Here is a 23,093-nt window from a genome sequence, read left to right as displayed (position 1 = left end):
GCACAGAGATGGCCAATACCGCCTTTATCACCGGCGCCACGTCCGGCTTTGGCCTGGCCTGCGCGGAGCGCTTCGCCCGCGCGGGCTGGAAACTGGTATTGAGTGGTCGCCGGCAGGAGCGCCTGGACGCCCTGGCGGCGCGCCTGGGCGAGCAGTGCCCGGTCCACACCCAGGCCCTGGACGTACGCGATACCGCGGCGGTACAGGCCATGGTCGCGGGCCTGCCAGAGAACTTCCGCGAGGTACATTGCCTGGTGAACAACGCCGGCCTGGCACTGGGCACGGCGCCGGCACCCGAGTGCTCACTGGAAGAGTGGCACCGCATGATCGACACCAACATCAAGGGGCTGACCACGGTCACCCACAGCCTGCTGCCGACCCTGATTGCCCGCGGGCGCGGCGCCAGCATCATCAACATCGGTTCAGTGGCGGGCCACTGGCCCTACCCCGGCGGCAATACCTACTGCGGCACCAAGGCCTTTGTGGAGCAGTTTTCCTACGCCCTGCGCAGCGATCTGCAGGGCAGTGGCGTGCGCGTCAGCTGCCTGGCCCCGGGGCTGTCCGAGAGCGAATTCACCCTGGTGCGCACCGGGGGCGACCAGGCCGCCCACGACACGCTCTACCGGGGCGCCGATCCGATCCAGCCCGAGGACATCGCCGAGACCGTGTTCTGGCTGGCCAGCCTGCCGCCCCACCTGAACGTCAACAGCCTGGAGCTGATGCCGGTCAGCCAGAGCTGGTCAGCGTTTTCCATCAAGCGGCGCTGAGCCCTACTTCCTGGAGGCCTCGCGCACGGCCTTGAACTCCACCCCGTCGCGCCACGCGGGAAAGTCGCGGTTGTTGGCCAGCTCGCGGCCCATGTGCAGCAGCAACATCACTTCCTGCACGGCCCCCCGCAAATCCCAGTCCTCGCGGTATTCATCCGAGGGCTTGTGGTAGTGATCGGCAATCCAGCCCTCCAGCCGCTCGCGACCCCAGGTCTGACCGTGCTCGACACTGTCGGTGCCCCGGGTGAGGTAGAGGGCGGGAATGCCGATACCGGCCAGGGAAAAGTGGTCGGAGCGGTAGTAGAAGCCCTTCTCCGGGTAGGGCTCCTGCACCACCTCGCGGCCCTGGGCCTCCGCCGCCCGGGCCAGGTAGTCTTCCAGTTCACTGTTGCCGTAGCCCACCACCGCAATATCCCGGGTCGGGCCCAGATTGGCAGCCGCGATATTGTCCATGTTGAAGTTGGCGACGGTTTTTTCGGGGGGGAACACCGGATGCTCCGCGTAATACCGGGAGCCGAGCAGACCGGACTCCTCCGCGGTCACCGCGAGGAACAGAATGGAACGCGCCGGTGGAGAGGCCTGGTCCTGGAACTCTGCCGCCAGTGCCAGCAGACCGGCAACCCCGGAGGCATTGTCACTGGCGCCGTTGTAGATGTTGTCCCCGGCCTCATTCGGGCGCACCCCCAGGTGGTCCCAGTGAGCGGTATAGATAATCACCTCGTCCGGGTGGCTGCTGCCCGGTATCATCGCCAGCACGTTGCGTGACAGGGCGTTCTGCAGCTGGTTCTCCAGCTGCACACTGGCGGTAAAGCCGGCCAGCGGGCGCGCCCGGAAGCCCGGCTTCACCGCCGCGGCCTTGAGCTGCTCCAGGTCCATCCCGGCTGCCGCCAGCAACTGACTGGCCTGCTCCAGGGGCAACCAGCCCTCCACCGCCAGCGCGTCGTTGTTGTGGTCGGGCGAGGTGATGCCGATCGTGCCCCCGGACCAGCTGTTGCGCACCACCTCCCAGGGGTAGGCGGCGGGCGCGGTCTCGTGAATGATCAGCGCCCCGGCGGCGCCCTGCCGGGCGGCTTCGGCGTACTTGTAGTCCCAGCGCCCGTAGTAGGTCATCGCCCGACCGTTGAACAGGGCCGGATCGCCGGTGGCGAAGCCCGGGTCATTGATCAGGATGACCACGGTCTTGCCGGTGACATCGACGCCCGCGTAATCGTTCCAGTCGCGCTCCGGCGCATTGATGCCGTAGCCGACAAAGACCAGTTCCGAGTTGTCCAGGCCAACGGCGGATTGCTGGCGCTGGGTGGCCACCATCATCTGCTCGCCGTAGGCGAGGTCAGCACGGTAGTCGGGCCCGCGCAGGGCAAGCTCGGCGGAGGGTGCCGTGGCGATGGTGGTGATCGGCACTTCCTGGAACCAGGAGCGGCGATTGCCGGGTTCCAGGCCCAGCGCCAGGAAATGCTCCGCCAGGTACTGCACGGTCTTCTCTTCGCCCGGCGTGCCGGGCGCCCGCCCCTCGTAGGCATCCGATGCCAGCTCGGCGATGTGCCGGTGCAGGCTGGCCTCGATACGTGCCGCGGCGGCGGGGGCGGCAGTGTCCGCTGGCTGGGATCCGGTATCCGCCATCCCGGGCGAGGTCACCCACAGGGCCCCCAGCAGGGAGGTCAGCGCGAGAATGTTCTTCATGAGCAGCTTCCGAAAATGATTTTCACCGCGCGCATGTTAACGCCTCCCACTCTGTGGTGCACCCCTATACAGGGTGCCCGACAAGGCCCTTTTCCTGCACAATAGCCGGATAATACCCGGCCTGGGAGCGCCACTGCACATGACCACTGCGAGCATTTCACCCGCCGAGGATCGCGGCTTCTTCGGCCACCCGCGCGGCCTCTATGTCTGCTTCGCCACCGAACTCTGGGAACGCTTCTCCTTCTACGGCATGAAGTACCTGCTGCTGCTTTACCTGACCAAATACCACCTGTTCAGCGACGCCAATGGCCTCGAGGTTCTGGGCGGCTATGCGGCGCTGGTCTACGCCATGCCGGTCATCGGCGGCCTCCTGGCTGATCGCTACCTGGGCATGCGCAAGTCGGTGATCTTCGGCGGCCTGCTGCTGGTGCTGGGTCACCTGGGCATGGCCGTCGAGGGGGAACAGGCGCGCATGGTGGGCGATGCCGTGGTGCGCGACGAGCGCGCGCTGCAGGTCTTCTACCTGTCCCTGGGGCTGATTGTGGTGGGCGTCGGCTTTCTAAAGCCCAACATTTCCACCATTGTCGGCCAGCTCTACAGCGTGGACGATCCGCGCCGGGACGCCGGTTTCACGATTTTCTACATGGGCATTAACCTGGGCTCCCTCACCGCCACCCTGCTCTGCGGCTATCTCGGGCTGACCTACGGCTGGGCCTGGGGCTTTGGTGCCGCCGGGGTGGGCATGCTGGTGGGCCTGGCCACCTTCCTCCATGGCCAGAAGCACCTGCGTGGTCTCGCCGAACCGCGCGACCCCGAGCGCCTGCGCCAGCGCACGGCGCTCGGCATCAGCCGCGAATGGACCATCTACCTGGCCAGCCTGCTCGGCGTCGCCGCCGCCTGGCAGATGCTGCAATTCCACGGCGCGGTGGGGACCCTGCTCAACGCCCTGGCACTGGTGGCCTTTCTCGGCATCGCCTGGTTCATCCTGTTCCGCTGCAACCCGGTCGAGCGCAGCCGCATGACCGTCCTGGTGATTCTGATCGTCTCCAGCGTGGTCTTCTGGTCACTGTTCGAGCAGAGCGCGGCGTCGATGACGCTCTACGCCGACCGGGTGATGGACCGGGAGGTCTTCGGCTTCACCCTCACAGCGGCGCAGTTCGGTTTTTTCAATGCCTTCTTCATTTTCCTGCTGGCACCGATCTTCGCCGCCCTGTGGACCTGGCTCGGTCAGCGCGGCCGCGAACCCAGCACACCGGTGAAATTCGCCCTCGGCATCGCCCTCGCCGGCGTCGGCTTCGGCGCCCTGGTCTGGGGGGCCCAACATCCCGACGAGCGCGGCCTGGTGGTCGGCTACTGGATGGTGCTCGCCTATCTGCTGCACACCATGGGCGAGCTGTGCCTGTCGCCGGTGGGCCTGTCGGCAGTCACCAAACTGGCGGTCCCCAGCGTCGTCGGGGTCATGATGGGAGCTTGGTTCCTGGCCACGGCCTACTCCGAATTTGTCGCCGTGCAGCTGTCCAAGATCGCCGCTCTGGACACCCTGGGTGGACAGATCACCGACGTGTCACGGGCCCTCGAGGCCTACACCGAACTGTTCGGCAGCCTCATGTGGGTGGGTCTCGGCGTCGGCCTGGTACTGCTGCTGCTGTCACCCCTGCTGCGCCGCATGATGCGCGGCATACACTGATTGCGGCGCATGAGCGGCAAGCCGGCCGGCGCGGAAACCGCTGCCGACAGCAACAGCGAAGGGGATCGCTTCGACCTGCTATTCCACGGCGAGGTGCTGTCTGGCCACCGCCGCGAACAGACCATCGCGGCCTTCGCCAGATTGTTCGCCATTGACGACACGGACCGGGCCAGGCGCTTCTTTCGCGGTGACGAGGTTACCCTGCGCCGCCATCTCAGCCGCGAGGAGGCCGCCCACTGGTATGTGCGCCTGCGGCGTATTGGCATGGTGGTGGCGCTGCGCGCCAGCGACCGCGGCGAGCATGGGACGGAACCGGCGGCACCGGAGCCCAAGGCGGCAACGTCGGGCACGGCGGCCCCCAATCTCTATGCGCTGGTGCCCTGGTCCAGCGACCCACAGCGGCCAATTCGGGCCGCGCAGCTGGCCAGGGGGCTCTGGGGCTTGTCGGCCGTGGCCGCCCTCCTCGCCCTGCTGCTCACGGCCCTGCACACGCTGCTCTGGTCACAGCCCGAGCTGCCGCGACTGCGCGCCGCAACCAGCACGGCAAACGGGGAACTGTGGCTGGCTACCGACGAAGCGCTGCTGTCACACGACCGCTCCGGCAGGGCCCTGCAAGCGCTGAGCCTGGAGGCGCTGGCCGTCGACAGCCCGGTGGTGGCACTGACGGGCGGTCGCGAAGGCCAGTTGTGGATGTTGAGCGAGGCCGGCGATGGCACGCGCCTGTTGCAGCACTGTGTCCTGGAGGACGGCAGCTGCCGCGCACTGCTCTCGGGCACTCTGCTCACCCTACACTGGCTGCCCCGTCAGGCGCAGCTGATTCTGGCCCACAGCGGGGGGCTGCAACTGCTGGATGAAGGTGGCCAGCTCCTGGCGAGCAGCCCGTATTCGCCGGCGCGGAACCCCGGCCTGCTTGCGGTGGAAGGGCTGCTGTTCACTAACGCCCCGGAGGGACCTGCGCTCAATGTTCTGCGCCCGGAGCGCGCCCATTTTGGAGAGCAGCTGGACCAGCTACTGGTATTGCCGCACGACGGGCTCCGGGCGGAACTGGCAAGTACCGGGCCCTTTGCGCGCGTCGCCGACGGCTGGTGGGTTACCCTGAGTCAGAGCGACGGCAGCGCGCAGGAACTGCATCGCTTCGACAGCCAGTGGCGTGGGCTCGGCGCCGTGACACTGCCAGCGGCTACCCGTGTGGACGCGGTGCTCGCCTGGGGGGACCGGGTGCTGGTCGCGGATTTTCGCCGCGATCATCTGCTGCGCTACAGCGCCAACGGTGAGCCCCTGGCGCCGCTAGCGGTGAGCGCCTTACAGGCCAGGCGCGACGACCTCGAACAGCGCGCCAGCCAGATCGAGGGGTGGTGGCAGTGGAGTCGCGCCCTGCTCCTGGCAGTCGCCCTGCTGGCGGCGGGACTCGGGCTGTGGCAGCACCTGCGCGCGCGCGTCCTGGCGCAAACGCAGCTCACCCAGGCAACCGCCCCCCTGCGCGCCCCCGACAGCATGCTGTGGCTGCCCGTGGATCCGCGCCGCCTGCGGCGCCTGCTGCAGTTCACCCTGCTCCTCGCCGGGCTGGCCCTGACGGGCAGCACCCTGCTTGCCGGAGCGAGTGTTTCCACCCTGGCGCTGGGAAGCCTGCTACTCGTGCTGGGCTGCACCGCACTCGGCCTGTGGTGGTTGGCCCGTGCTCCCCTGGACATGCTGGGGCTGCGCGGCAGTCAGCTGGTCCTGGTGGATCACCGCGGACGCTACCGTTCCGGCCCGGCCCGGGAGGCACGCTGGAACCGCGGCTGTATTGCCCTCGGCGACCTGGTGGTCTTCACCGGGAACCGCTGGCTCCCGGCACTGGACACCACCCAGCACGCGCGCGAGCTGGGACTGTTGCTGAACCACTCCGCGCGCCTGCCGCTGCTGCACAGCCTGGTGCTGCTGGTGGCCTCGCGCCACCCGCTGGGCATCGCCGGCTTGTTGCTGGCGGCCGGACTGGTGGTCAGCCTCCTCCTTCTCTGCCTCTGAGCACAGACGGGGATCCGGCTAGCCGGTGTTGCGCATGCCCGCCGCAATCCCGGCAATGGTCACCATGATCGCCTGCTCCAGCAGCGGCCGGGCTTCCCGGCGCTGGCGTTTCAGCAGCTCCGCCTGCAGAACATTCAGCGGGTCGGTATAGATATTGCGCAGCTGTATCGACTCGCGCACCCAGGGGGCATCTGCCAGGGGCACGTCGCTGCCGGTCAGCTCCAGCACGGTGCGACAGTCCGCCAGCAACTGCTCGCGCAAGCTTCGGCCCAGGCCCTGCAGCGGCTCGGGCACCAGGCAGGCATCGTAGTGGGCCGACAGGCCGGCATCGGCCTTGGCGAAAACCATCTCCAGCATCGACAGGCGGGTGGCAAAGAAGGGCCACTGCGACACCATCTGCCGCAAGAGGGCCTCGTCACCGGCGTCACGCACGGCCTGGAGGGCTTCGCCCGCTCCCAGCCAGGCGGGCAGCATCAGGCGGTTCTGCGACCAGGCAAAGATCCAGGGAATGGCACGCAGGCTTTCGACACCGCCCCCCTGGCGACGCCGTGCCGGGCGGGAACCCAGGGGCAAGCCGGCCAGTTCCTGCTCCGGCGTGGCGTGACGGAAGTAGTCGATAAAGCCGGAATGCTCGCGCACAATGCCCCGGTAGCGGGCACAGGACAGCGTGGAAAGCCGGTCCATGACCTCTCGCCACTGGTCCAGCGGCGCCGGCGGCGTGCGCAGGTTGGCGCGGCAGATGGCGCTGGTGTAGAGCGCGAGGGTCTTCACCGCCAGGGAGGTCCAACCGAGCTTGGCGCGGATCATCTCCCCCTGCTCGGTGACCCGCAGGCCCTGCTCCAGGGAGCCGGGTGGCTGCGACAGCAGGGCCGCGTGGGCCGGTGCACCGCCGCGGCCAATGGTGCCCCCGCGGCCGTGGAACAGGGTCAACTGGACGCCCTGGTCGCGGCACAGGGCCAGCAGCGACTCCTGGGCCTGGTACTGGGCCCAAGCTGCCGCCAGCACACCGGCGTCCTTGGCCGAATCGGAATAGCCGATCATAACCATCAATTGGTTGTTGATGTGGCCGCGATACCAGGGCATCTCCAGCAGCGCTGCCATCACCTCCCGTGCCCGCGACAGGTCGTCGAGGGTCTCGAACAGCGGCGCCACCGGCAGCGGATGCCGGCAACCGGTCTCGCGCAACAGGAGGTGCACGGCCAGCACATCGGAGGCCTGGCGGGCCATGGAAATCACATAGGCCCCGAAGGCCTCCGGCGGGTGCCGGGCAATCACCCGGAAGGTCGCCAGCACCTCCGCCACGGCTTCCGGGGGATCCCAATCCGGGGGCAGCAGCGGCCGCCGGCTGGCCAGCTCGCCGGCCAGAAACGCGCAGCGGGCGGACTCGTCCCACTCGGCATAATCGCCCAGCCCCAGCCACAGGGTCAGCGCCGAGAGCGCCTCGGTGTGGCGGGCGCTGTCCTGGCGCACATCGTGACGCACCAGGTGCACGCCAAAGCACTGCACCCGGCGCATCAGGTCGAGCAGGGCCCCATCGGCGATGGACTGCATGCCGCAGGCGAGCATGGAGTCGCGGCACAGCTCCAGGGGCGCCCACAGATCCTCGCGTGACAGCAGCTGCCGGTCCACCGGGCGCCCGGCGTCCAGGGCCTGCTCGACCGCCAGCAGGTCCTCCCGCAGCGCGTCGCGCAATTCGCGCAACAGGGCCCGATAGGGCTCGTGGGCATTCCCCACGCGCTCGCGCAGGGCTTCGCTGCAGGGCAGCATCGACAGCTCTTCGACCAGCCCGTCGATATCCCGGTAGTAGAGCTCGAGTGCCTGCCAGCGGCTCAGCCAGAGCACCTCCTCCGTGACGTCGGCAGTGACATTGGGGTTGCCGTCGCGGTCGCTGCCCATCCAGGATCCAAAGTGCACCGGGGCGTATTCGAGTGGAAGCCCTGTGCCGCAGCTCTCCTGCAGGGCCTCGTCCAGCCGGCGCAGGAACTCGGGCACCGCCTGCCACAGCGAATCCTCGACCACGGCAAAGCCCCAGCGGGCCTCATCCACCGGCGTGGGGCGGTCGGTGCGAAAGTCATCGCCGTACCAGATCTGGGCGATCAGCTCCCGCAGGCGGGCGTGCAGGCGTTCGCGCTCGCGCGCGGTCAAGCCCTCCAGTTCCAGCTGGGAGAGGCAGCGACCAATTGCCGTGTGCTTGTGAATCAGGGTGCGCCGCATGATCTCGGTGGGGTGCGCAGTGAGTACCAGTTCGATCTTCAAATCCGCCACCGCCGCAGCGAGCGTGTCGGCGTCCGCCCCCTCCTCGCGGAGCTCGCGGAAGGTGTCGCGCAATTGGCGGGAGGCGGAGAACAGCGGCTCCATCTGTCGCGCGACGGTGTGGTGCTGGTCGGCAATGTTGGCGAGATTGAGAAACTGGCTGAAGGCGCGCGCCACCGGCACCAGGCGATCGCTGTCCAGGGATTGCAGCAGCGTCTGCAGCTCACCGTGGCCGGCGCCGGTATCCGCGGCATCCTGGCGCGCCGACTTGGAGAGGCGGCGGATGCGCTCGATCAGGTCCAGGAAGTCCTCTCCCTCCGCGGCGGCAATGGTGTCGCCGAGCAGCCGGCCCAGGAAGCTGACGTTGCTGCGCAGCTGGCTGTAGTCCTCCGGATCGGCGTGCTCCTCGGTGTGGGGGGCGGGCAGGCTGTCACTTACCACTGGGACAACCTCCGCAACAAGTCGACCACCCGGCAGGAATAGCCCCACTCGTTGTCATACCAGTTCAGCACGCGCAGGTAGCGCCCCCCGGTCACTGCGGTAAAGCCGGCGTCGTAGACCGAGGAATGCGGGTTGCCGATGATATCCGAGGAGACGATCGGGTCGTCCCGGTACTGCAGAATGCCCTGCAGCCGGGGTGAGCCCGCCGCCTCGCGCACCGCCGCGTGCACCTCGTTCACCCCGACCTCGCGGCTCAGCCTGGCAAACAGGTCGACAACCGACCCGTCGGGCACCGGCACCCGGGCCGCAATGCCGTGCAGGCGCCCCTTCAGGCGCGGCAACACGGCGCCGACCGCCTTGGCCGCCCCGGTCGAGGTGGGAATGATGTTCTCCGCCGCGGCCCGGCTGCGGCGCCAGTCGGAGTGGGGCACGTCCGCCAGACGCTGATCGTTGGTGTAGGCGTGAACCGTATTGATGACGCCCTCCTCGATGCCGAAGGCCTCGTCCAGCACGCTCACCATGGGCGCCAGGCAGTTGGTGGTGCAGCTGGCATTGGAAATGATCCGGTGCTCCGGCAGCAGGCCGTCGTCGTTGACCCCGAGCACAACCGTGTAATCGATCGCATCCGAGGCGGGCACGGTCAGCACCACCCGACCGGCTCCCGCCGCCAGGTGCGGCTCCAGCTGCGCCCGCTTGCGGAAGGCACCGGTGGCCTCAACCACCGCATCGATGCCCAGGGCCTCCCAGGGCAGGCTGGCCGGATCGCGCTCATTGAGCAGGCGCGTGCGGCCGTTGGGGGTGACAAACTCGTCCCCTTCCAGCGCCAGCGACTTGCCAAAGGGCCCCATTACCGTGTCGTAATTCAGCAGGTAGCGCAGGGCGGCGTTGTCGAACAGGTCGTTGATCGCCACCACCTCGATGTCCGGGCACTCGTCGAGAATACGAAACACCGAGCGCCCGATTCGTCCGAAACCGTTGATAGCCACGCGCATCATGCTGTCTCCCCCTTCGCGTCCAGGGCCCCGTAGAGGCGCACCACATCCAGCAGGCGCGCCGCGTGCCCGAGATTCTCGTACCAGCTCAGGGTCTTGATCAGCGTATCGCCGGCCTTGATCGTGCCCACCGCATCAAACACCACCGAATGGGCGTTGCCGATAATGTCCGACGACACGATCGGGTCCTCCACCACCGCGACCACGCCCGGGTAGTCGGGGGCCGCCTGGCGCATCGCCTGGTTGACCATCTCGGCGGTGACGCTGCTGTCTTCCATCACCAGGCTGAGATCCATCAGGCAGCCCTCGTGAATGGGGACATTGAGGGCGGAGGTCAGCACCTTGCCGTCGAAGTCAGGCAGCACCTGGCCCAGCCAGCGGGCGGCCTCGTGGGTATTCGGGATGATGTTCTCCGCCGCCGAACGGCTGCGCCGGAAATCGCTGCCGGCGTAGTCCTGCAGGACCTGGTCCGAGGTGTAGGCGTGCACCGTGGTCATGTTGGCGCAGACCACCGGAAAAGCCTTGCCGAGGATGTGCAGGAGCAGGCACAGCGCCGTGGTGGTGGCGGAGCCGGCCGAGATCATCCGGTCCTCCGGGCGTGCGAGATGCCCATTGATGGCGGGCATGACGATCCGGTCAATGTGATCCACCGGCAGGGTGCGCAGGAACACCCGGGGAGCGCCGTTGTCGAGGTGGTCCTGCATGAAGCGACGCTCGCGGAACTTGCCGGTGGAATCGATGACCGCGTCGACACCGAAGACATCCCAGGGCATCTCGGCAGGCTGGTCGATGCGCATGAGACGGGCCCGGAAGCGCTCATTGACCAGGAAGTTGCCCTCCAGCTGGTGACGCTCGGGCTGATCGACCTCCGAGCGCAGGAGATAGTGCAGAATCTCCGGCTGGCCGATGTCCGCAATGGCAACCACCTCGACATCGCCGCAGCGGGTGGCGAGATCGTAGATCTGGCGACCGGTCTGGCCGAAACCCATGATGCCGATACGCAATGCTCTCTGTTCAGACATGGCCTCTCCTGTTCGGGTTGAAAATCGTCTTACGCCATCGCGGGCTCTGCCACGGCCTCCGCGGCGAGGGCGCGTATCCTGTCCCAATTCCCGCCTTCAATCAGGGTACGGGATACCATCCAGGAGCCGCCGCAACAGGGGACGTTGGGCAGGGCAAGAAAACTGCGGAAATTGTCCGGGGCCAGGCCGCCGGTAGGGCAAAAAACCACGTCGGGAAAGGGGCCTGCCAGGGCCTTCAGCAGGGACACCCCACCCACCGCCGTGGCCGGAAACAGCTTGAAACTGTCGAGCCCGGCATCCAGCCCGCGCATGACCTCCGAGGCCGTCGCGACCCCGGGGAGCAGGGGGACACCCAGATCCGGCGCCACCGCCAGCAGCGGGTCCGTCAGCCCGGGCGAGACCAGGAAGGAAGCGCCAGCGTCGACCGCTGCCCGCGCCTGATCCGGGTCCAACACGGTACCCGCGGCGATGCACAACTGGGGCTGGTCCTCGCGCACCGCCGCCAGCGCCGCGAGCGCGTCGGGATGCCGCAGGGTGATTTCCACCGCCGTCATGCCCGCTTCCACCAGCGTGCGGCAAAGGGCGACGGTGGACGGAGTGTCCAGGGGCGCAATAACCGGCAGGACTCGCGCCCGGCTCAACCAGGAACGCAACATAGCGCTACTCCATTGCACGACGAAGAGACCGCGGGACGGCGGTTCCCCCGAGCTTACCACACTCGGCGGCCGGACCGCCTCGCAGGGCCTGTCGCGACGACTGTCCAGATTTTGCCCATGATTGCCGGCAACTCTGTCCATGCCACAGGCATCTGCTTGCAGGCAGCGGGGCGTATACCGTTTGAAACCGACGGAGGCCAACATGGAAACAGCGCTCGCCAATCCCCTGGAATTCACCGAGAACCTGAGCGCGGAGGCGGCCCTGGTCCGGCGCGCGCTGCTGGAAAAGGGGCTGGAAACGCCCATGGTGCACAACGGGCTCAGCCGCGACGAGAAATATCGCCGCCTGGTCGCCGCCTTTACCGATGTCACCCGCACCCTGGGCCTCGATCTGAACGACGACAGCCTGCAGGAGACGCCGCACCGTATTGCCAAGATGTACGTCGACGAGATTTTCTCCGGCCTCGACTACCGCCATTTTCCCAAGATTTCAGTCATCGACAACAAGATGCAGGTGGAGGAGATGGTACAGATCGACGACATCGATCTCGTCAGCACCTGCGAACACCACTTCGTCACGATCGACGGCACCGCGAAAGTCGCCTACATCCCCCGGGACAAGATCATCGGCCTGTCCAAGATCAACCGCATCGTGCGCTTCTTTGCCCAGCGCCCGCAGGTGCAGGAACGGCTCACCCAGCAGGTCCTGGTGGCCCTGCAGGCGCTGCTGGGTACCGACGACGTCGCTGTCAGCATCAACGCCGTGCACTATTGCGTGAAATCCCGCGGGGTGATGGACAGCAATTCCCGCACCCGCACCACGGCGCTTGGCGGCGCCTTCAAGCAGGACCCGAGCACCCGCGCCGAGTTCCTCACCTGACCCCCCTCAGGGAACTCGGCCTTCCTCGCCCGGCTCTGCCGGGCTTTTTTTCATCCGCTGTTTTGTCTTGATGCGGGAAGTGTGTAACCTTTCCATTCACTTTTTACCGGGACCGCTCTCCGCCCATGCGCGCACTGCTGACACTGACCTCCCTGTTGATCTCCACCGCGCTGTTGCTGATCGGCCAAGGCATGCAGCTGACCCTGTTGCCCCTGCGGGCCAGCACCGTTGGCATGGCCGATTTCGTGATTGGTGTCAGTGCCTCCTGTTACTTCCTGGGTTTCGTTGGCGGCAGCCTGGTCATCCCCCGCATCATCGCCAAGGTCGGCCACATCCGCAGCTTCGCCGTGCTCACGGCGATCATGATCAGTGCCATTCTGGCGCTGGAAATGCTGGACACCTGGCCGGCCTGGATGCTGCTGCGCTTCCTGACCGGTGCGGTCATCTGCGGCCTGTACACTGTGATCGAGAGCTGGCTGAACGATCAGACCAACGCCAGCAATCGCGGCCAGGTCCTGGCGATCTATACCTTTATCATCCTGGTCTCCATGGCGGTCGGGCAGGTCCTGATCAACATCGGCCCGGCCGACTCCTCCGTGCCCTTCACCCTGGCGGCGATCTTCCTGGCGCTGGCCATCGTCCCGGTGGGCCTGACCAGCCGCCTGGCTCCTGCGCCGGTGGCGGCCACCCGGGTCAGCTTCCGTCTGCTCTACCGCCGCTCGCGCACGGCCTTCGCAGGCACCCTCCTCTCGGGCCTGGTGGTGGGCAGTTTCTGGTCCCTGGGGGCGGTCTTTGCCCAGCGCTACGGGCAGGCAGTCAGTGACGTGACGCTGTTCATTACGGCGGGTATCGCCGGTGGGGCGCTGTTCCAGTACCCGATAGGCTGGCTCTCCGATCGCGTCGACCGGCGCTATGTGTTGTTTGTGCTGGGCCTGGCCGCGACCGCTGCCTCGGCGGCGGTGGCACTCAGTGTGGGCCACACGCTACATCTGCTGGCGGTGTTCTTCTTCGGTGCCACCACCATGCCGATGTACGCCCTGTCCCTGGCCACGGCCGCCGACAACTCCTCCACCGAGGAGTTTGTCAAGATCGGTACCGCGGTACTGATGCTGAACGCCCTGGGGGCGGCCAGTGCGCCGGTCCTGCTCGGCCAGCTGATGGACCTCTACAACGCCACCGCCCTGTTCTGGTCCTCCGCGGTGCTCAGCGGGCTGTTTGCCATCTACCTGGGCCTGCAGACCCGGGACGCCAGTCAGGTGGTGGCCGCCGCAGACCATGTCCCCTTCTCCGCGGCAGCGCCGGAAGTGGCGCCCACCGGCTTTGCCCTGGACCCCCGCGGCCCGGAGGAGGATACCTGCGAGCTGATGCCGGAAGGCGGCCCCGACCCCGACGAAATGCACGCCGCCGAGGCGCCACCGGAGGAAGCGTCACCGCCCGTCGAGCCCGCGCCGGCCCACCGGGAGTCAGACCTTGCAGTGTCGCCCACGCCCGAAGCGGAAGACGGCAGCGACGTCAGCCCCCCGAGAGGCAGCTGAAGCCGGCGGGCTCACACCCGTTGCAGCTGCAGCTCCCCGCTCGCTACCGCCTGCCGCGCGAGGGTTTCCGCCAGCTCGCCAAAGCGCGCCTCCACCTGTTCCCGACGCACTTTGAGCGTGGGCGTCAGGATCTCGTTGTCCGGCGTCCAGGTCTCCGCGCTGAGGATGACCCCACCGATGCGCGCATGGGTCTCGAGCCCTGAATTCACCCCCGCAACCGTGTCGCGGATAGCGGCATCCACCACCTCCGGTGATGCCTGGCGGCCGGCCTCATTCAGCACCGCCACCATGACCGTCTTCGACAGCCCGCGACCGAGCAGGCAGTGCTGTTCCGTCCAGGGGTTGCGGGCAAACTCCCCCTCGATCGGAGGCGGTGCCACGAACTTGCCCTGGATGGTCTTGAAGTAATCCTTGATGCGCCCCGTGAGGTAAAGAAAACCCTCGTCATCCACGCGGGCCTTGTCACCGGTATGCAACCAGCCGTCGCGAATCAGCTCCGCGGTCTTTTCCGGGTCGCGGTAATAGCCGGGGGTACAGCCGTGCATGCGCACCAGCAACTCGCCCTCGGGGGATATCCGGTACTCGACATCGCCAATCGGCTTGCCCACCGAGCCGATACGGCGGTCGCGGTGGCTGTTGGCAAAGGCGCCCATCGCCTCTGTCTGCCCAAAACCCTCCATCAGCGTCAGGCCCAGGGCATCCCACCAGCGAATCAGCGCCGGGGGGGTGGGTGCCGCCGCCACCAGGCAATATTCCACCTGATCGAGCCCCAGTCCCTCCAGCACCAGCCGCCCAACACCTTCCCGGTCGGCGTCGAGTGCCTGCTGCAGCGCCTCCTCGCCGCCAAACTTGCCGGTAATGGCCTGGCGCAGCTGCTCCCAGATCCTGGGTGGGCCGAAGAACATGTGGGGGCGCGTGCGTGGCAGGTCGCTGGCCAGGGTGTCCAGACCCTGGTTGAAATTCACCTCGCCGCAACCATCCAGCGACGAGAATTCGACAATCTGCCGCTCGGCGATGTGCGAGAGCGGCAGGTAGGAGAAATAGCGGGCGCGCTCGCGGGCGCCAAAGGCCTCGCGAAAACGGCGGATGGGTACCAGGTTACTGTGGTGGGTCTGGATCACGCCCTTGGGCTGCCCGGTGGTTCCCGAGGTAAAGACCAGGGAAATGGTGTCGTCGGGCTGCGGGCGGTGCCGGGGCCGCAGGCCCTGCCCCTCGGCCAGAAGGTCCGCCCAGCGCAGGTGGGGCTCCTCCAGCTCGACCCCGGGGAGTGCCACCAGGGTGACGCCCTCCGGCAGGACATGGCGCACGCGCTCCCAGTTGCTGGCCTCACCGACAAACACCACCCGCGCCTCGGTGAAGTTCAGCACATAATCCGCGGTCGAGGGCGGCAGGGTGGTAAACAGACCGACCGAGACATTGCCCGACGCAATGATGGCCAGATCGGCGAGAAACCAGTGGGCGCGATTGCGCGACAGAATGACCATGCGCTCACCGTGACCAAAGCGCCCCTCGAGCGCACTGGCCACGGCACTCACGTCATCGCGCGCGGGCCCCCAGGCAAATTCCGTCGCCCCCTCGGGTGTCAGGTCCCTGAGCCAGATGCGCTCGGGGCAGGTATCCGCCCAGTGATCCAGCATCTCGGGCAGGGTGTGCATTCTCATGGCTTGTCCTCGTTATCATTATGAATAGCCGGCCACGGAGCGTCAGTCCATTTCCAGGCTCCTCTGGCCGATACCCGCGGGCACCCCGCGCTGGGAAATCCCCGCCTGCCCCTGGTCGGGGCGGTTCTGGTGATTCAGGGTCACCGGCGGAAGCTCGAGGCTCTGCCGCCCCCAGGCCTGTTGCGGCAGGCGCTCGACCAGGTCATCGACATCGACCACCGAGACCAGGCTCGCCAGTGGCTGCACCGAACGCCCCCCGCCGACATCGCTGTCCCAGCGCTCGTGAATGCCACTGCGCAGGCGGTGGTCCGCCGCGAACTGCAACATCACCATCTCCGTGCGGGCATGGGCCTCACCCAGGTCCACCGAGAGGAAGTCCACGCCCAGGGCTCCCAGGCTGAAGCCCAGGGTATTTTCCCGGACCCGCCAGTACTCCCAAAGCAAGGCATAGCCCTGGTCCGTGGCGGTGATGCGCAGCGGCGGGCCGAGTACCGCCAGCACCTCGGCCAGGGACGTGCCGGTGGCAAAAGGCTGGCCCTCGGGCAGTGCCGGCAGCGGTGCCCCGAGGTCATAACGCCACTGGCTGCAGCCGCTCAGCAGGCAACCCAGGCAGAGGGCAACAACGACGTGAAGGCCTCGCATCATGTCCGGGGGGTGACGTGGGTTGCGAAATCGACCAGGCGGTCGTTGTCATCAAAGAAGAACACCGCACGGTCGTAGCGGGTATCGATCTGCATGCGGTTGTAGAGAATCAGCACCAGACCGTCGCCGCGGGACTGCTCCAGCAGATAGTAGAGGACGGTTTCATCCTCCAGCGCAATCAGCTGGGAGGGCGGGCCCAGTCGCGACATCACTTCCTGCCGGGTGGTCTCGCCGCGACGGAAGTCGGCAACTGCGGCGGCATCCCAGGCCACCTCCACCCCACGCCGGTTTTCATACTGGGCACAACCCGCCAGTGCGGATAACACCGCGGCCACGCAAAACAACCTGACTAACACGTCAATACCTCCCGGATGCCTGTTGGGTGTCGATACGCGGCAAACGGCAACTCAGACCAGACGCAGGTCGTCACGACGGACCGTAAAGCTGCGCTCCGCCTGCGCGTTCAGCTGGTAGCCGGGCTCGCGGATATCGGACACATAGCGCCATTGTGCCTCCACAGCCTCGGGTGTAAAGCGCACGGTGAGAAAGCCGCGACGGGAGAAGTCCGCGTAGACCAGATCGTCCACCAGCGTCGTCATCAGCGGGGCGAACAGGGCCGCGGCATCCTCCCCGAGCACCGCCTCCAGCCCCGGTGAGGTGACGCTCGGCGTGGCAAACTCGACCCCCGCCACTGCCCCCTCGTGCGTGCGCAGCTGGGAGCTCCAGGCATTGTGGGTATCCCCCGCCAGTACGACAAGCCGCGAGCCCAGGTCGGCGGCGAAACGCAAAAGCGCATCGCGTTCCGCCGCGTAACCGTCCCAGGCATCCAGGTTGTAAGGCACCGCCGAATCCAGCAGGGCCTGTTGTTCCGGGGTCCGCTGGGCCTCCGGGGTATTGCGCGCCTCCACAGCGGCGAGAACCGCGGCGGTGCCCGCCTGCAGGGCGTTTTCGTCTGCCAGCATAGGATCCAGCGCCTCCATGATCGGCGCTGGTAGCCAGTAGCGCCCCATCAGTACCTGCTGGCCCAGCACCTGCCAGCGTGCAGCCGAGGCGGATAGTTGCTCGCGCAGCCAGGACAGCTGGGTATCCCCGAGCAGGCTGCGCCGCGCATCGGCGATCGCCGAACGGGTAGTCGCCACATCGATGGAGCCGCCGCGGGCGAGTTCGGCGTAGGTGAACTGCCGGTCCCGCGCCACCACGCGGGTATCCAGCATGAGCAGGTCCAGCAAATCGCCCCAGGGCTGACGACGGTAGATGATTTCCGCGACCTCAGTCGGTGGTCGCACCGGCAACCATTCATACCAGGCCTGAATCGCCGCAGCGCGCCGCGCGGAGAACGCCCCTTCTCCGGCACCGTGATTTTCCGCACCCTCCCGCCAGGTATCGTTGGCAATCTCGTGATCGTCCCAGACCACAATGAAGGGATGGGCCGCGTGCGCCGCCTGCAGATCGCCGTCACCGCGGTACTGGGCGTAGCGGCGACGGTAATCCGCGAGAGAGAACAGCTCCGAGGGCGGGTCAACCACCCGCCCCAGCGCCTCCGCATTGGCACTGGCGTATTCCCCCGGCGCGTACTCGTAGAGGTAATCACCGAGGTGCAGTACCGCATCCACCTCGCGCACCGCGACCTCGCGGTAGACATGGAAATACCCCGCCGGGTAGTTGGAGCAGGAAACCACGGCGAAGGTCGCCGCCGGCACACTGCCCAGGGGCGCGGTACGGGTCCTGCCGACCGGGGAGAGGCGCTCGCCGACACGAAAGCGGTAGTAATACTGCGTGGCCGGGGCCAGGCCGTCGACATCCACCTTGACGGTAAAATCAACTGTTGCATCGGTGCGCCCGCGGCCGCTGCGCAGGCCGCGTGAAAATTCCGCGTCCTCCGCCAGCTCCCAGACCACTTCGACGAAGCCTTCGGCCTCGGGGGTGGCACGGGTCCAGAGAATCACACGATCGGAGAGCGGATCGCCGGAGGCCACGCCGTGTTCAAAACGGGCGGCGACACCGGGCGGAGGCAAGGGCACATCGGGCTCGCTGCGGCTACCCCCGCTGTCGGAACAAGCCAGCAGATTGGCGCCCAGCAGGGGCAACAGTGAAGCCGCGGCCACGCCCTTGACCAGGGCACGGCGGCGAAGAGATGGCGTTGTGGGCATGGCGGCACCCTGCAGCGAAGTTATCGTTGTTCACTTCAGCATTACAGGAAGCTGCCGGCGACGCAAGCACCGCATGAGTTAGCGCGCCGGACGAGGTCCCGCGGCACCGCGACCCTGACCGCCGCGACGGCGACGACGACCGTTGCCCTCGCCACCGGGCCGCCCGGCTGCATCGCCGCGCGGCGCGCCCTGACGGCGCTGGCCATTGCCGTTCCCGTTGCCCTTACTGCGCGGGCGGCCGGCGGGACTGACGCGGCCCTCCGGGACGACATGTTCCGCCTCGAAACCGGGGATTTCCTCCCTCGGCAGGCGCTTGCGAATCAGGCGTTCGATGCCGGCGAGGAAATCTGCCTCGTCGGCACTGACCAGGGAGTAGGCCCGGCCCGAGGCTCCGGCGCGCCCAGTGCGGCCGATGCGGTGGACGTAATCCTCGGCGATATTCGGCAGGTCGAAGTTAACCACCTGGGGCAGCTGGTCGATGTCGAGACCGCGGGCGGCGATATCCGTCGCCACCAGGGCCTGGATCCGGCCACTCTTGAAGTCCCCCAGGGCCCGGGTCCGCGCATTCTGGCTTTTGTTGCCGTGAATCGGCGCGGCGCGAATACCGGCCTTCTCCAGCTGCTGGCTGAGCTTGTTGGCACCGTGTTTGGTACGGGTAAACACCAGCACCTGCTCCCAGCGCTCCTCATTCACCAGGTGACACAGCAGTGCCGCCTTGCGCTGTTTGTCCACCGGGTAGACCCACTGCTCCACGGTATCCGCGGTGGCATTCGCCGGACTGACTTCCACCTGGGCCGGGTCGCGCAGATAGCCACCGGAAAGCTCGCGGATTTCCCGGGAGAAAGTCGCGGAAAACATCAGCGTCTGACGCTGCTCCGGGATCAGGCGCACGATGCGCCGAATGTCGTGGATAAAACCCATGTCGAGCATGCGGTCGGCTTCATCGAAGACCAGGATTTCCAGGTCATCAAATTTGACGACACCCTGTCCGTGCAGGTCGAGCAGACGACCGGGCGTGGCCACCAGGACATCCACACCGTCGCGCAGACGCGAGATCTGCGGGTTGATGTTGACGCCACCGAAAACCACGGCGGAGCGGAGGCGCAGGTGGCGACCGTAGTTGCGGATGTTCTCGTGCACCTGGGCCGCCAGCTCGCGGGTCGGCGCCAGCACCAGGGCCCGGCAGCGGCCCCGAGCGGCGGGCTGGCCGCCATCAAGGCGCTGCAACAGCGGCAGCGTAAAGGCAGCCGTCTTGCCGGTACCGGTCTGGGCGGCGGCCATCAGGTCACGGCCGGCGAGCACCAGCGGGATGGCCTTGGCCTGTACGGGAGAAGGCGTGTCGTAGCCCTGCTCGGCAATAGCGCGCAGCAGACTGTCGGAGAGTCCGAGGGAAGCAAATGTCATGAATCAGCAATTCCAGAGGTGAAAGGTGTACGGGGGAATGCTGACGGGGAACGGCACGGCCAGCGCGTGCGAAGCCCGGCATGTTACGCGAAAGCCCCGGCAATGCAAGCGAAAGCTCAGCTACCCACGGACTCGAAAACCGGCTCCGGCCGATGAAAGGCCTCGCGGGCCAGGCGAATGCGCTCCTCGTGGCCCGCCGCCTCATCGGCAATCCGCGAGGCAACCTGCAGCCGGTGTACCAGGCCCTCCTGGTTGGCGACCTGGATGGCCAGACCCGGGCGTGCATTCAGCTCGAGCAACATCGGGCCTCGCTGGCGATCGAGGACAATATCTGCACCCAGGTAACCGAGGCCGGTCATTTCGGCACAGCTCGCCGCAAGGTCGAGGATTGCCTCCCAGTCCGGCAACTCCAGCTCGCGGAAGCTGGCGCCGGTATCCGGGTGGCTGGTCACCAGCCGCCCGTGTTGCACGGCGGCGATGCTGCGCCCGGTGCCGATATCAATGCCCACCCCCACCGCGCCCTGGTGCAGGTTGGCCTTGCCATCCGAGGCATGGGTGGCACAGCGGATCATCGCCATCACCGGCACGCCGCGAAATACGATGACGCGAACGTCGGGCACCCCTTCGTAACTGAACTGGGCGAGGTAGGGATTGAAGTCGATCAGCGCCTCGATCATGGCGAAGTCATTGCGCCCGCCGAGACTGTAGAGGCCGGCGAGAATATTCGAGGTGTGCCGGCGCAGGTCGCTCGCATCGATCACGGCCCCACTCGACTTGACGAAACCCTCGCCCTCGCGCCCGACCACCACCAGGATGCCCTTGCCGCCGCTGCCCTGTACCGGTTTGATGACGAAGCCCTGGCGATCCATGAGATCATCCACCATGCGTGCAATCTGAAACTGGTGGTCGATCACGCCGTAGAGCTCGGGCGTTGGAATGCCGCGGTCCAGCGCCGCCGTTTTGGTCAGCAGTTTGTTGTCCACGAGAGGGTAGTTACGCCGCTCGTTCCAGGCACTGATGAAACTGATATTGCGACGGTTCATCCCCAGGATGCCGTGGCGCCGCAGTGTGGACGGTGAAACCAGGCGGATCATTTCGAGTTCGCCAGGTCACGGAAGCGGTAGAGCTCGGAAAGGCGGTAGCCAGTGTACTTGCCGAGCAGCAGAATCACCCCCAGCAGACTGATCAGGAGCTCGGGAAAGTTGAATGTCAGGTGCGCCACCAGGGGCGCTGACATCACCAGATAGGCCAGCACCGCCACCAGGAGGCTGCCGCCACCCTGCTTGACCACCTCCCGCGGCCCCTCCTCCTCCCAGAGAATCGACATGCGTTCAATCGTCCAGGACAGGATAATGGTGGGGAAAAAGGTAACCGTCAGTGCCTGGTCGAGGCCCATCTTGTAGCTGAGCACTGCCAGGGTCGCCATCAGCAGAATCACCACGATGACCACGGCCGACACACGCGCCACCAGCAACAGGTTCAGGTGGCTCAGCCAGGAGCGGATCCACAGGCCCACACTGACCAGGGACAGGAAAATCGCCAGCCCCACCCACAGCGTGGTCTGCAGGAAGGCCAGGGCAATCAGGATCGGCATGAAGGTCCCGGAGGTGCTAATGCCCACCAGGATGCGCATCAGCACCACGACCAGAGCGGCGACCGGCAGCAGCAGGATGCCCTTGAAAATGCCCTGCTGCTCGACCGGCAGGGCGTAGATGGAGAAGTCCAGCAGGGCGAAATCCTCGCTGCGCTGCTCCATGCTGACCACGGTTTTCGCCGACAGGCTGTTGCGCAGAAGCGCGAACTCCAGGCTGGAATCGCGCCCACCCACCACACGCAGCACGGTGCCCTCGCCCCGCTGCCAGGGGAAGAAGTCCTCCGGCATGCCACTGACACCCGTGTGCGGGTCGAGCAACAGCCATCCCGCGCCAGTGTGCACTTCCAGCAGGGCAGTCAGGGTCTGGCGGCGCCGGCCATCCTGCAGGCGTATTCCGCGCACCGTATGCGAGGGAATGGCCGCCAGGGCCAGCGTATCGAGCAACACGCGGGTGGCATTCCCCTGGTAGGTACCCAGGAGAAATTCCGCGTCCTGGCGCGGCTCCGGCTGAGCCAGCTCCTGGATCAGCAGGCGCGTGAAACTCTCCACATCCGTGGAACGCTCCTGGAGATCGGCTATCAGGCGCTCCATGGCAGCCTGCTGATCGGCCTCCAGCAGCGGCGCTTCCGGGTTCACCACGGGGTAGCCCGGCAGCTGGTCGAGGGTGGCGCGGTAGGCCTGTATCTTGTAGTACAGCGTGGTGGGGTGCTCCAGGGTCTGGCGCGTCCAGTTGGCCTGCTTGCGCCCCCCCTCCTCGATCACGGTGAAGCCGAAGCCCGAGGAAGCGAAGTGCTCCTCCAGCACTACCCAGCCAGCCAGGGCCTCCGGCAGCTGCAACTCGACCGAGGTGGGCCCGCTGCTGGGCTTGAAGCTGACCTTGGACTCAATGGTCCACACCTCCCGCGACTCCCCGGGGGTCAACGGCAGGTCCAGTCGCAGAACCTTGTAGGCAGTCAGACCCAGACCAAACAGGATCATCAGCCCCGCGACCAGCGCGACCTGAAAACGGGATTCAGACATGCCTGCGACTCCTGTCGAAGGGGCTCAAAGGGCGTCCAGCGTATGCCGCTGACTGACGTCGACGATCGCAACGTCGGTAAGAAAATTGCGCCCGACCAGCAGCGGCGCGAGCATGTCCGTACGCTCCGAGAGCGCCACTTCGACCCGGGCGCGGTTTTCCCCGAGGGTCAGCCACAGGCGGACGATATAGGCGCGCACACTGCTGCCGTCCCCCAGTTTCAGCGTGGCGCGACGCTGCAGGGGGCTGTCCATGGGGTGCACTTCCCCCGTCGCCGGGTCCGTCAGGGCGTACAGCACATGCTGCTGACCGTCTTTTTCGACCAGCTGGATGTCGGCCACGCCCAGGGTTGTCAGCTCGGCCGCGGTATCCATCAAGCCCTCCAGCTGGATCCCGGGATACTCCAGCTGCAGGAACTCCACACGGCCAATAATCGGCAGGTCCAGCTCGCCCCCGGTGCGCGGACGCGCCTGCTCGGGCTCTACCGGCGGCGCTGGCTGGACAACCAGCCGCTCGACCACCCGGGGTTCGGGGCACTCGAAAATCTCACAGGGCGGGCAGGCGGGAATCTCGGGCTCCGGACAGGCGGGTGACTGCGCGACCGGCTCGGGGAGCGACTGACACCCGACTACAAAACATGTAGCCGCGATGGCGAAAACCCTGAGCATTGTTGTCATCCCTGTCCCCGTTCCAGCCCCGACAAA

The 23,093-nt window shown here is 66.8% G+C and carries 18 protein-coding genes; 5 read left to right on the top strand and 13 right to left on the bottom strand.

Annotated features, from left to right (window positions below; genetic code table 11):
- Positions 1-8: 8 nt before the first annotated feature.
- On the top strand, positions 9-767 hold the full coding sequence (locus tag ACYVGS_RS06900) for a Rossmann-fold NAD(P)-binding domain-containing protein (RefSeq protein WP_460587937.1): 759 nt from the start codon (positions 9-11) through the stop codon (positions 765-767).
- A gap of 3 nt (positions 768-770) precedes the next feature.
- Here the strand turns inward: ACYVGS_RS06900 and ACYVGS_RS06895 are convergent, their stop codons facing one another.
- A complete protein-coding gene (locus ACYVGS_RS06895; protein WP_460587936.1) occupies positions 771-2,447 on the bottom strand; it encodes a M28 family metallopeptidase in 1,677 nt (558 codons plus the stop codon).
- 139 nt (positions 2,448-2,586) lie between these two features.
- On the opposite strand from ACYVGS_RS06895, the gene ACYVGS_RS06890 reads away from it, so the two are divergent.
- The gene (locus ACYVGS_RS06890; RefSeq protein ID WP_460587935.1) at positions 2,587-4,134 is read left to right on the top strand and encodes a peptide MFS transporter; all 1,548 of its coding nucleotides are present in this window, start codon (positions 2,587-2,589) and stop codon (positions 4,132-4,134) included.
- Between the two features lie 9 nt (positions 4,135-4,143).
- Complete coding sequence (locus ACYVGS_RS06885; protein WP_460587934.1) at positions 4,144-6,141, top strand: hypothetical protein; 1,998 nt, start codon at positions 4,144-4,146, stop codon at positions 6,139-6,141.
- A gap of 18 nt (positions 6,142-6,159) precedes the next feature.
- Here the strand turns inward: ACYVGS_RS06885 and ppc are convergent, their stop codons facing one another.
- Genes ppc through eda form a run of 4 tightly spaced genes read right to left on the bottom strand, consistent with a single transcriptional unit; the run spans position 6,160 to position 11,505 of the window.
- Entirely contained in the window at positions 6,160-8,835 is a 2,676-nt protein-coding gene (gene ppc / locus ACYVGS_RS06880) for a phosphoenolpyruvate carboxylase (RefSeq protein ID WP_460587933.1), read from the bottom strand.
- Entirely contained in the window at positions 8,829-9,830 is a 1,002-nt protein-coding gene (gene gap, locus ACYVGS_RS06875; protein WP_460587932.1) for a type I glyceraldehyde-3-phosphate dehydrogenase, read from the bottom strand. Before gap ends, ppc begins: the two co-directional genes overlap by 7 nt.
- Positions 9,827-10,849, bottom strand: coding sequence for a type I glyceraldehyde-3-phosphate dehydrogenase (locus ACYVGS_RS06870; protein ID WP_460587931.1), 1,023 nt, complete (start codon positions 10,847-10,849; stop codon positions 9,827-9,829). Before ACYVGS_RS06870 ends, gap begins: the two co-directional genes overlap by 4 nt.
- A gap of 29 nt (positions 10,850-10,878) precedes the next feature.
- Positions 10,879-11,505 (bottom strand): beta/alpha barrel domain-containing protein, encoded by a 627-nt coding sequence (gene eda / locus ACYVGS_RS06865; RefSeq protein WP_460587930.1) that lies wholly within the window; start codon positions 11,503-11,505, stop codon positions 10,879-10,881.
- Positions 11,506-11,707: 202 nt separating this feature from the next.
- Between eda and folE the strand changes: the two genes are divergently transcribed.
- Together folE and ACYVGS_RS06855 are read left to right on the top strand one after the other, a co-directional pair.
- Positions 11,708-12,385: a GTP cyclohydrolase I gene (gene folE / locus ACYVGS_RS06860; protein WP_460587929.1), complete on the top strand. Its 678-nt coding sequence runs from the start codon at positions 11,708-11,710 to the stop codon at positions 12,383-12,385.
- Positions 12,386-12,510: 125 nt separating this feature from the next.
- Positions 12,511-13,920, top strand: a complete 1,410-nt coding sequence (locus ACYVGS_RS06855) for an MFS transporter (RefSeq protein WP_460587928.1) — start codon at positions 12,511-12,513, stop codon at positions 13,918-13,920.
- A gap of 11 nt (positions 13,921-13,931) precedes the next feature.
- Here the strand turns inward: ACYVGS_RS06855 and ACYVGS_RS06850 are convergent, their stop codons facing one another.
- From ACYVGS_RS06850 to ACYVGS_RS06815, 8 genes are all read right to left on the bottom strand, one after another.
- Entirely contained in the window at positions 13,932-15,581 is a 1,650-nt protein-coding gene (locus ACYVGS_RS06850) for an AMP-binding protein (protein WP_460587927.1), read from the bottom strand.
- A 42-nt stretch (positions 15,582-15,623) separates the two neighbouring features.
- A complete protein-coding gene (locus tag ACYVGS_RS06845) occupies positions 15,624-16,226 on the bottom strand; it encodes a hypothetical protein (RefSeq protein ID WP_460587926.1) in 603 nt (200 codons plus the stop codon).
- Positions 16,223-16,579, bottom strand: coding sequence for a hypothetical protein (locus ACYVGS_RS06840; protein WP_460587925.1), 357 nt, complete (start codon positions 16,577-16,579; stop codon positions 16,223-16,225). Before ACYVGS_RS06840 ends, ACYVGS_RS06845 begins: the two co-directional genes overlap by 4 nt.
- 51 nt (positions 16,580-16,630) lie before the next feature.
- A complete protein-coding gene (locus ACYVGS_RS06835; RefSeq protein WP_460587924.1) occupies positions 16,631-18,373 on the bottom strand; it encodes an alkaline phosphatase D family protein in 1,743 nt (580 codons plus the stop codon).
- 78 nt (positions 18,374-18,451) lie between these two features.
- Complete coding sequence (locus ACYVGS_RS06830; protein ID WP_460587923.1) at positions 18,452-19,777, bottom strand: DEAD/DEAH box helicase; 1,326 nt, start codon at positions 19,775-19,777, stop codon at positions 18,452-18,454.
- A 116-nt stretch (positions 19,778-19,893) separates the two neighbouring features.
- Positions 19,894-20,871 (bottom strand): ATP-grasp domain-containing protein, encoded by a 978-nt coding sequence (locus ACYVGS_RS06825; protein ID WP_460587922.1) that lies wholly within the window; start codon positions 20,869-20,871, stop codon positions 19,894-19,896.
- Positions 20,868-22,391: an inactive transglutaminase family protein gene (locus ACYVGS_RS06820; protein ID WP_460587921.1), complete on the bottom strand. Its 1,524-nt coding sequence runs from the start codon at positions 22,389-22,391 to the stop codon at positions 20,868-20,870. The genes ACYVGS_RS06825 and ACYVGS_RS06820 overlap by 4 nt, the downstream gene beginning before the upstream one ends.
- Before the next feature lie 24 nt (positions 22,392-22,415).
- Positions 22,416-23,057 carry a putative ATP-dependent zinc protease gene (locus ACYVGS_RS06815; protein ID WP_460587920.1) on the bottom strand — a complete coding sequence of 214 codons (642 nt, stop codon included), beginning with the start codon at positions 23,055-23,057 and terminating at the stop codon, positions 22,416-22,418.
- Positions 23,058-23,093: the final 36 nt, after the last annotated feature.

This window comes from Haliea atlantica (assembly GCF_054779855.1).
This window is presented reverse-complemented; position numbering and strand designations above follow the sequence as displayed.

Coding starts and splice junctions, on each gene's coding strand:
- ACYVGS_RS06900 (WP_460587937.1), top strand. CDS start 9: ATGGCCAATACCGCCTTTATCACCGGCGCCACGTCCGGCTTTGGCCTG.
- ACYVGS_RS06895 (WP_460587936.1), bottom strand. CDS start 2,447: ATGAAGAACATTCTCGCGCTGACCTCCCTGCTGGGGGCCCTGTGGGTG.
- ACYVGS_RS06890 (WP_460587935.1), top strand. CDS start 2,587: ATGACCACTGCGAGCATTTCACCCGCCGAGGATCGCGGCTTCTTCGGC.
- ACYVGS_RS06885 (WP_460587934.1), top strand. CDS start 4,144: ATGAGCGGCAAGCCGGCCGGCGCGGAAACCGCTGCCGACAGCAACAGC.
- gap (WP_460587932.1), bottom strand. CDS start 9,830: ATGATGCGCGTGGCTATCAACGGTTTCGGACGAATCGGGCGCTCGGTG.
- ACYVGS_RS06870 (WP_460587931.1), bottom strand. CDS start 10,849: ATGTCTGAACAGAGAGCATTGCGTATCGGCATCATGGGTTTCGGCCAG.
- eda (WP_460587930.1), bottom strand. CDS start 11,505: ATGTTGCGTTCCTGGTTGAGCCGGGCGCGAGTCCTGCCGGTTATTGCG.
- folE (WP_460587929.1), top strand. CDS start 11,708: ATGGAAACAGCGCTCGCCAATCCCCTGGAATTCACCGAGAACCTGAGC.
- ACYVGS_RS06855 (WP_460587928.1), top strand. CDS start 12,511: ATGCGCGCACTGCTGACACTGACCTCCCTGTTGATCTCCACCGCGCTG.
- ACYVGS_RS06850 (WP_460587927.1), bottom strand. CDS start 15,581: ATGAGAATGCACACCCTGCCCGAGATGCTGGATCACTGGGCGGATACC.
- ACYVGS_RS06845 (WP_460587926.1), bottom strand. CDS start 16,226: ATGATGCGAGGCCTTCACGTCGTTGTTGCCCTCTGCCTGGGTTGCCTG.
- ACYVGS_RS06835 (WP_460587924.1), bottom strand. CDS start 18,373: ATGCCCACAACGCCATCTCTTCGCCGCCGTGCCCTGGTCAAGGGCGTG.
- ACYVGS_RS06830 (WP_460587923.1), bottom strand. CDS start 19,777: ATGACATTTGCTTCCCTCGGACTCTCCGACAGTCTGCTGCGCGCTATT.
- ACYVGS_RS06825 (WP_460587922.1), bottom strand. CDS start 20,871: ATGATCCGCCTGGTTTCACCGTCCACACTGCGGCGCCACGGCATCCTG.
- ACYVGS_RS06820 (WP_460587921.1), bottom strand. CDS start 22,391: ATGTCTGAATCCCGTTTTCAGGTCGCGCTGGTCGCGGGGCTGATGATC.
- ACYVGS_RS06815 (WP_460587920.1), bottom strand. CDS start 23,057: ATGCTCAGGGTTTTCGCCATCGCGGCTACATGTTTTGTAGTCGGGTGT.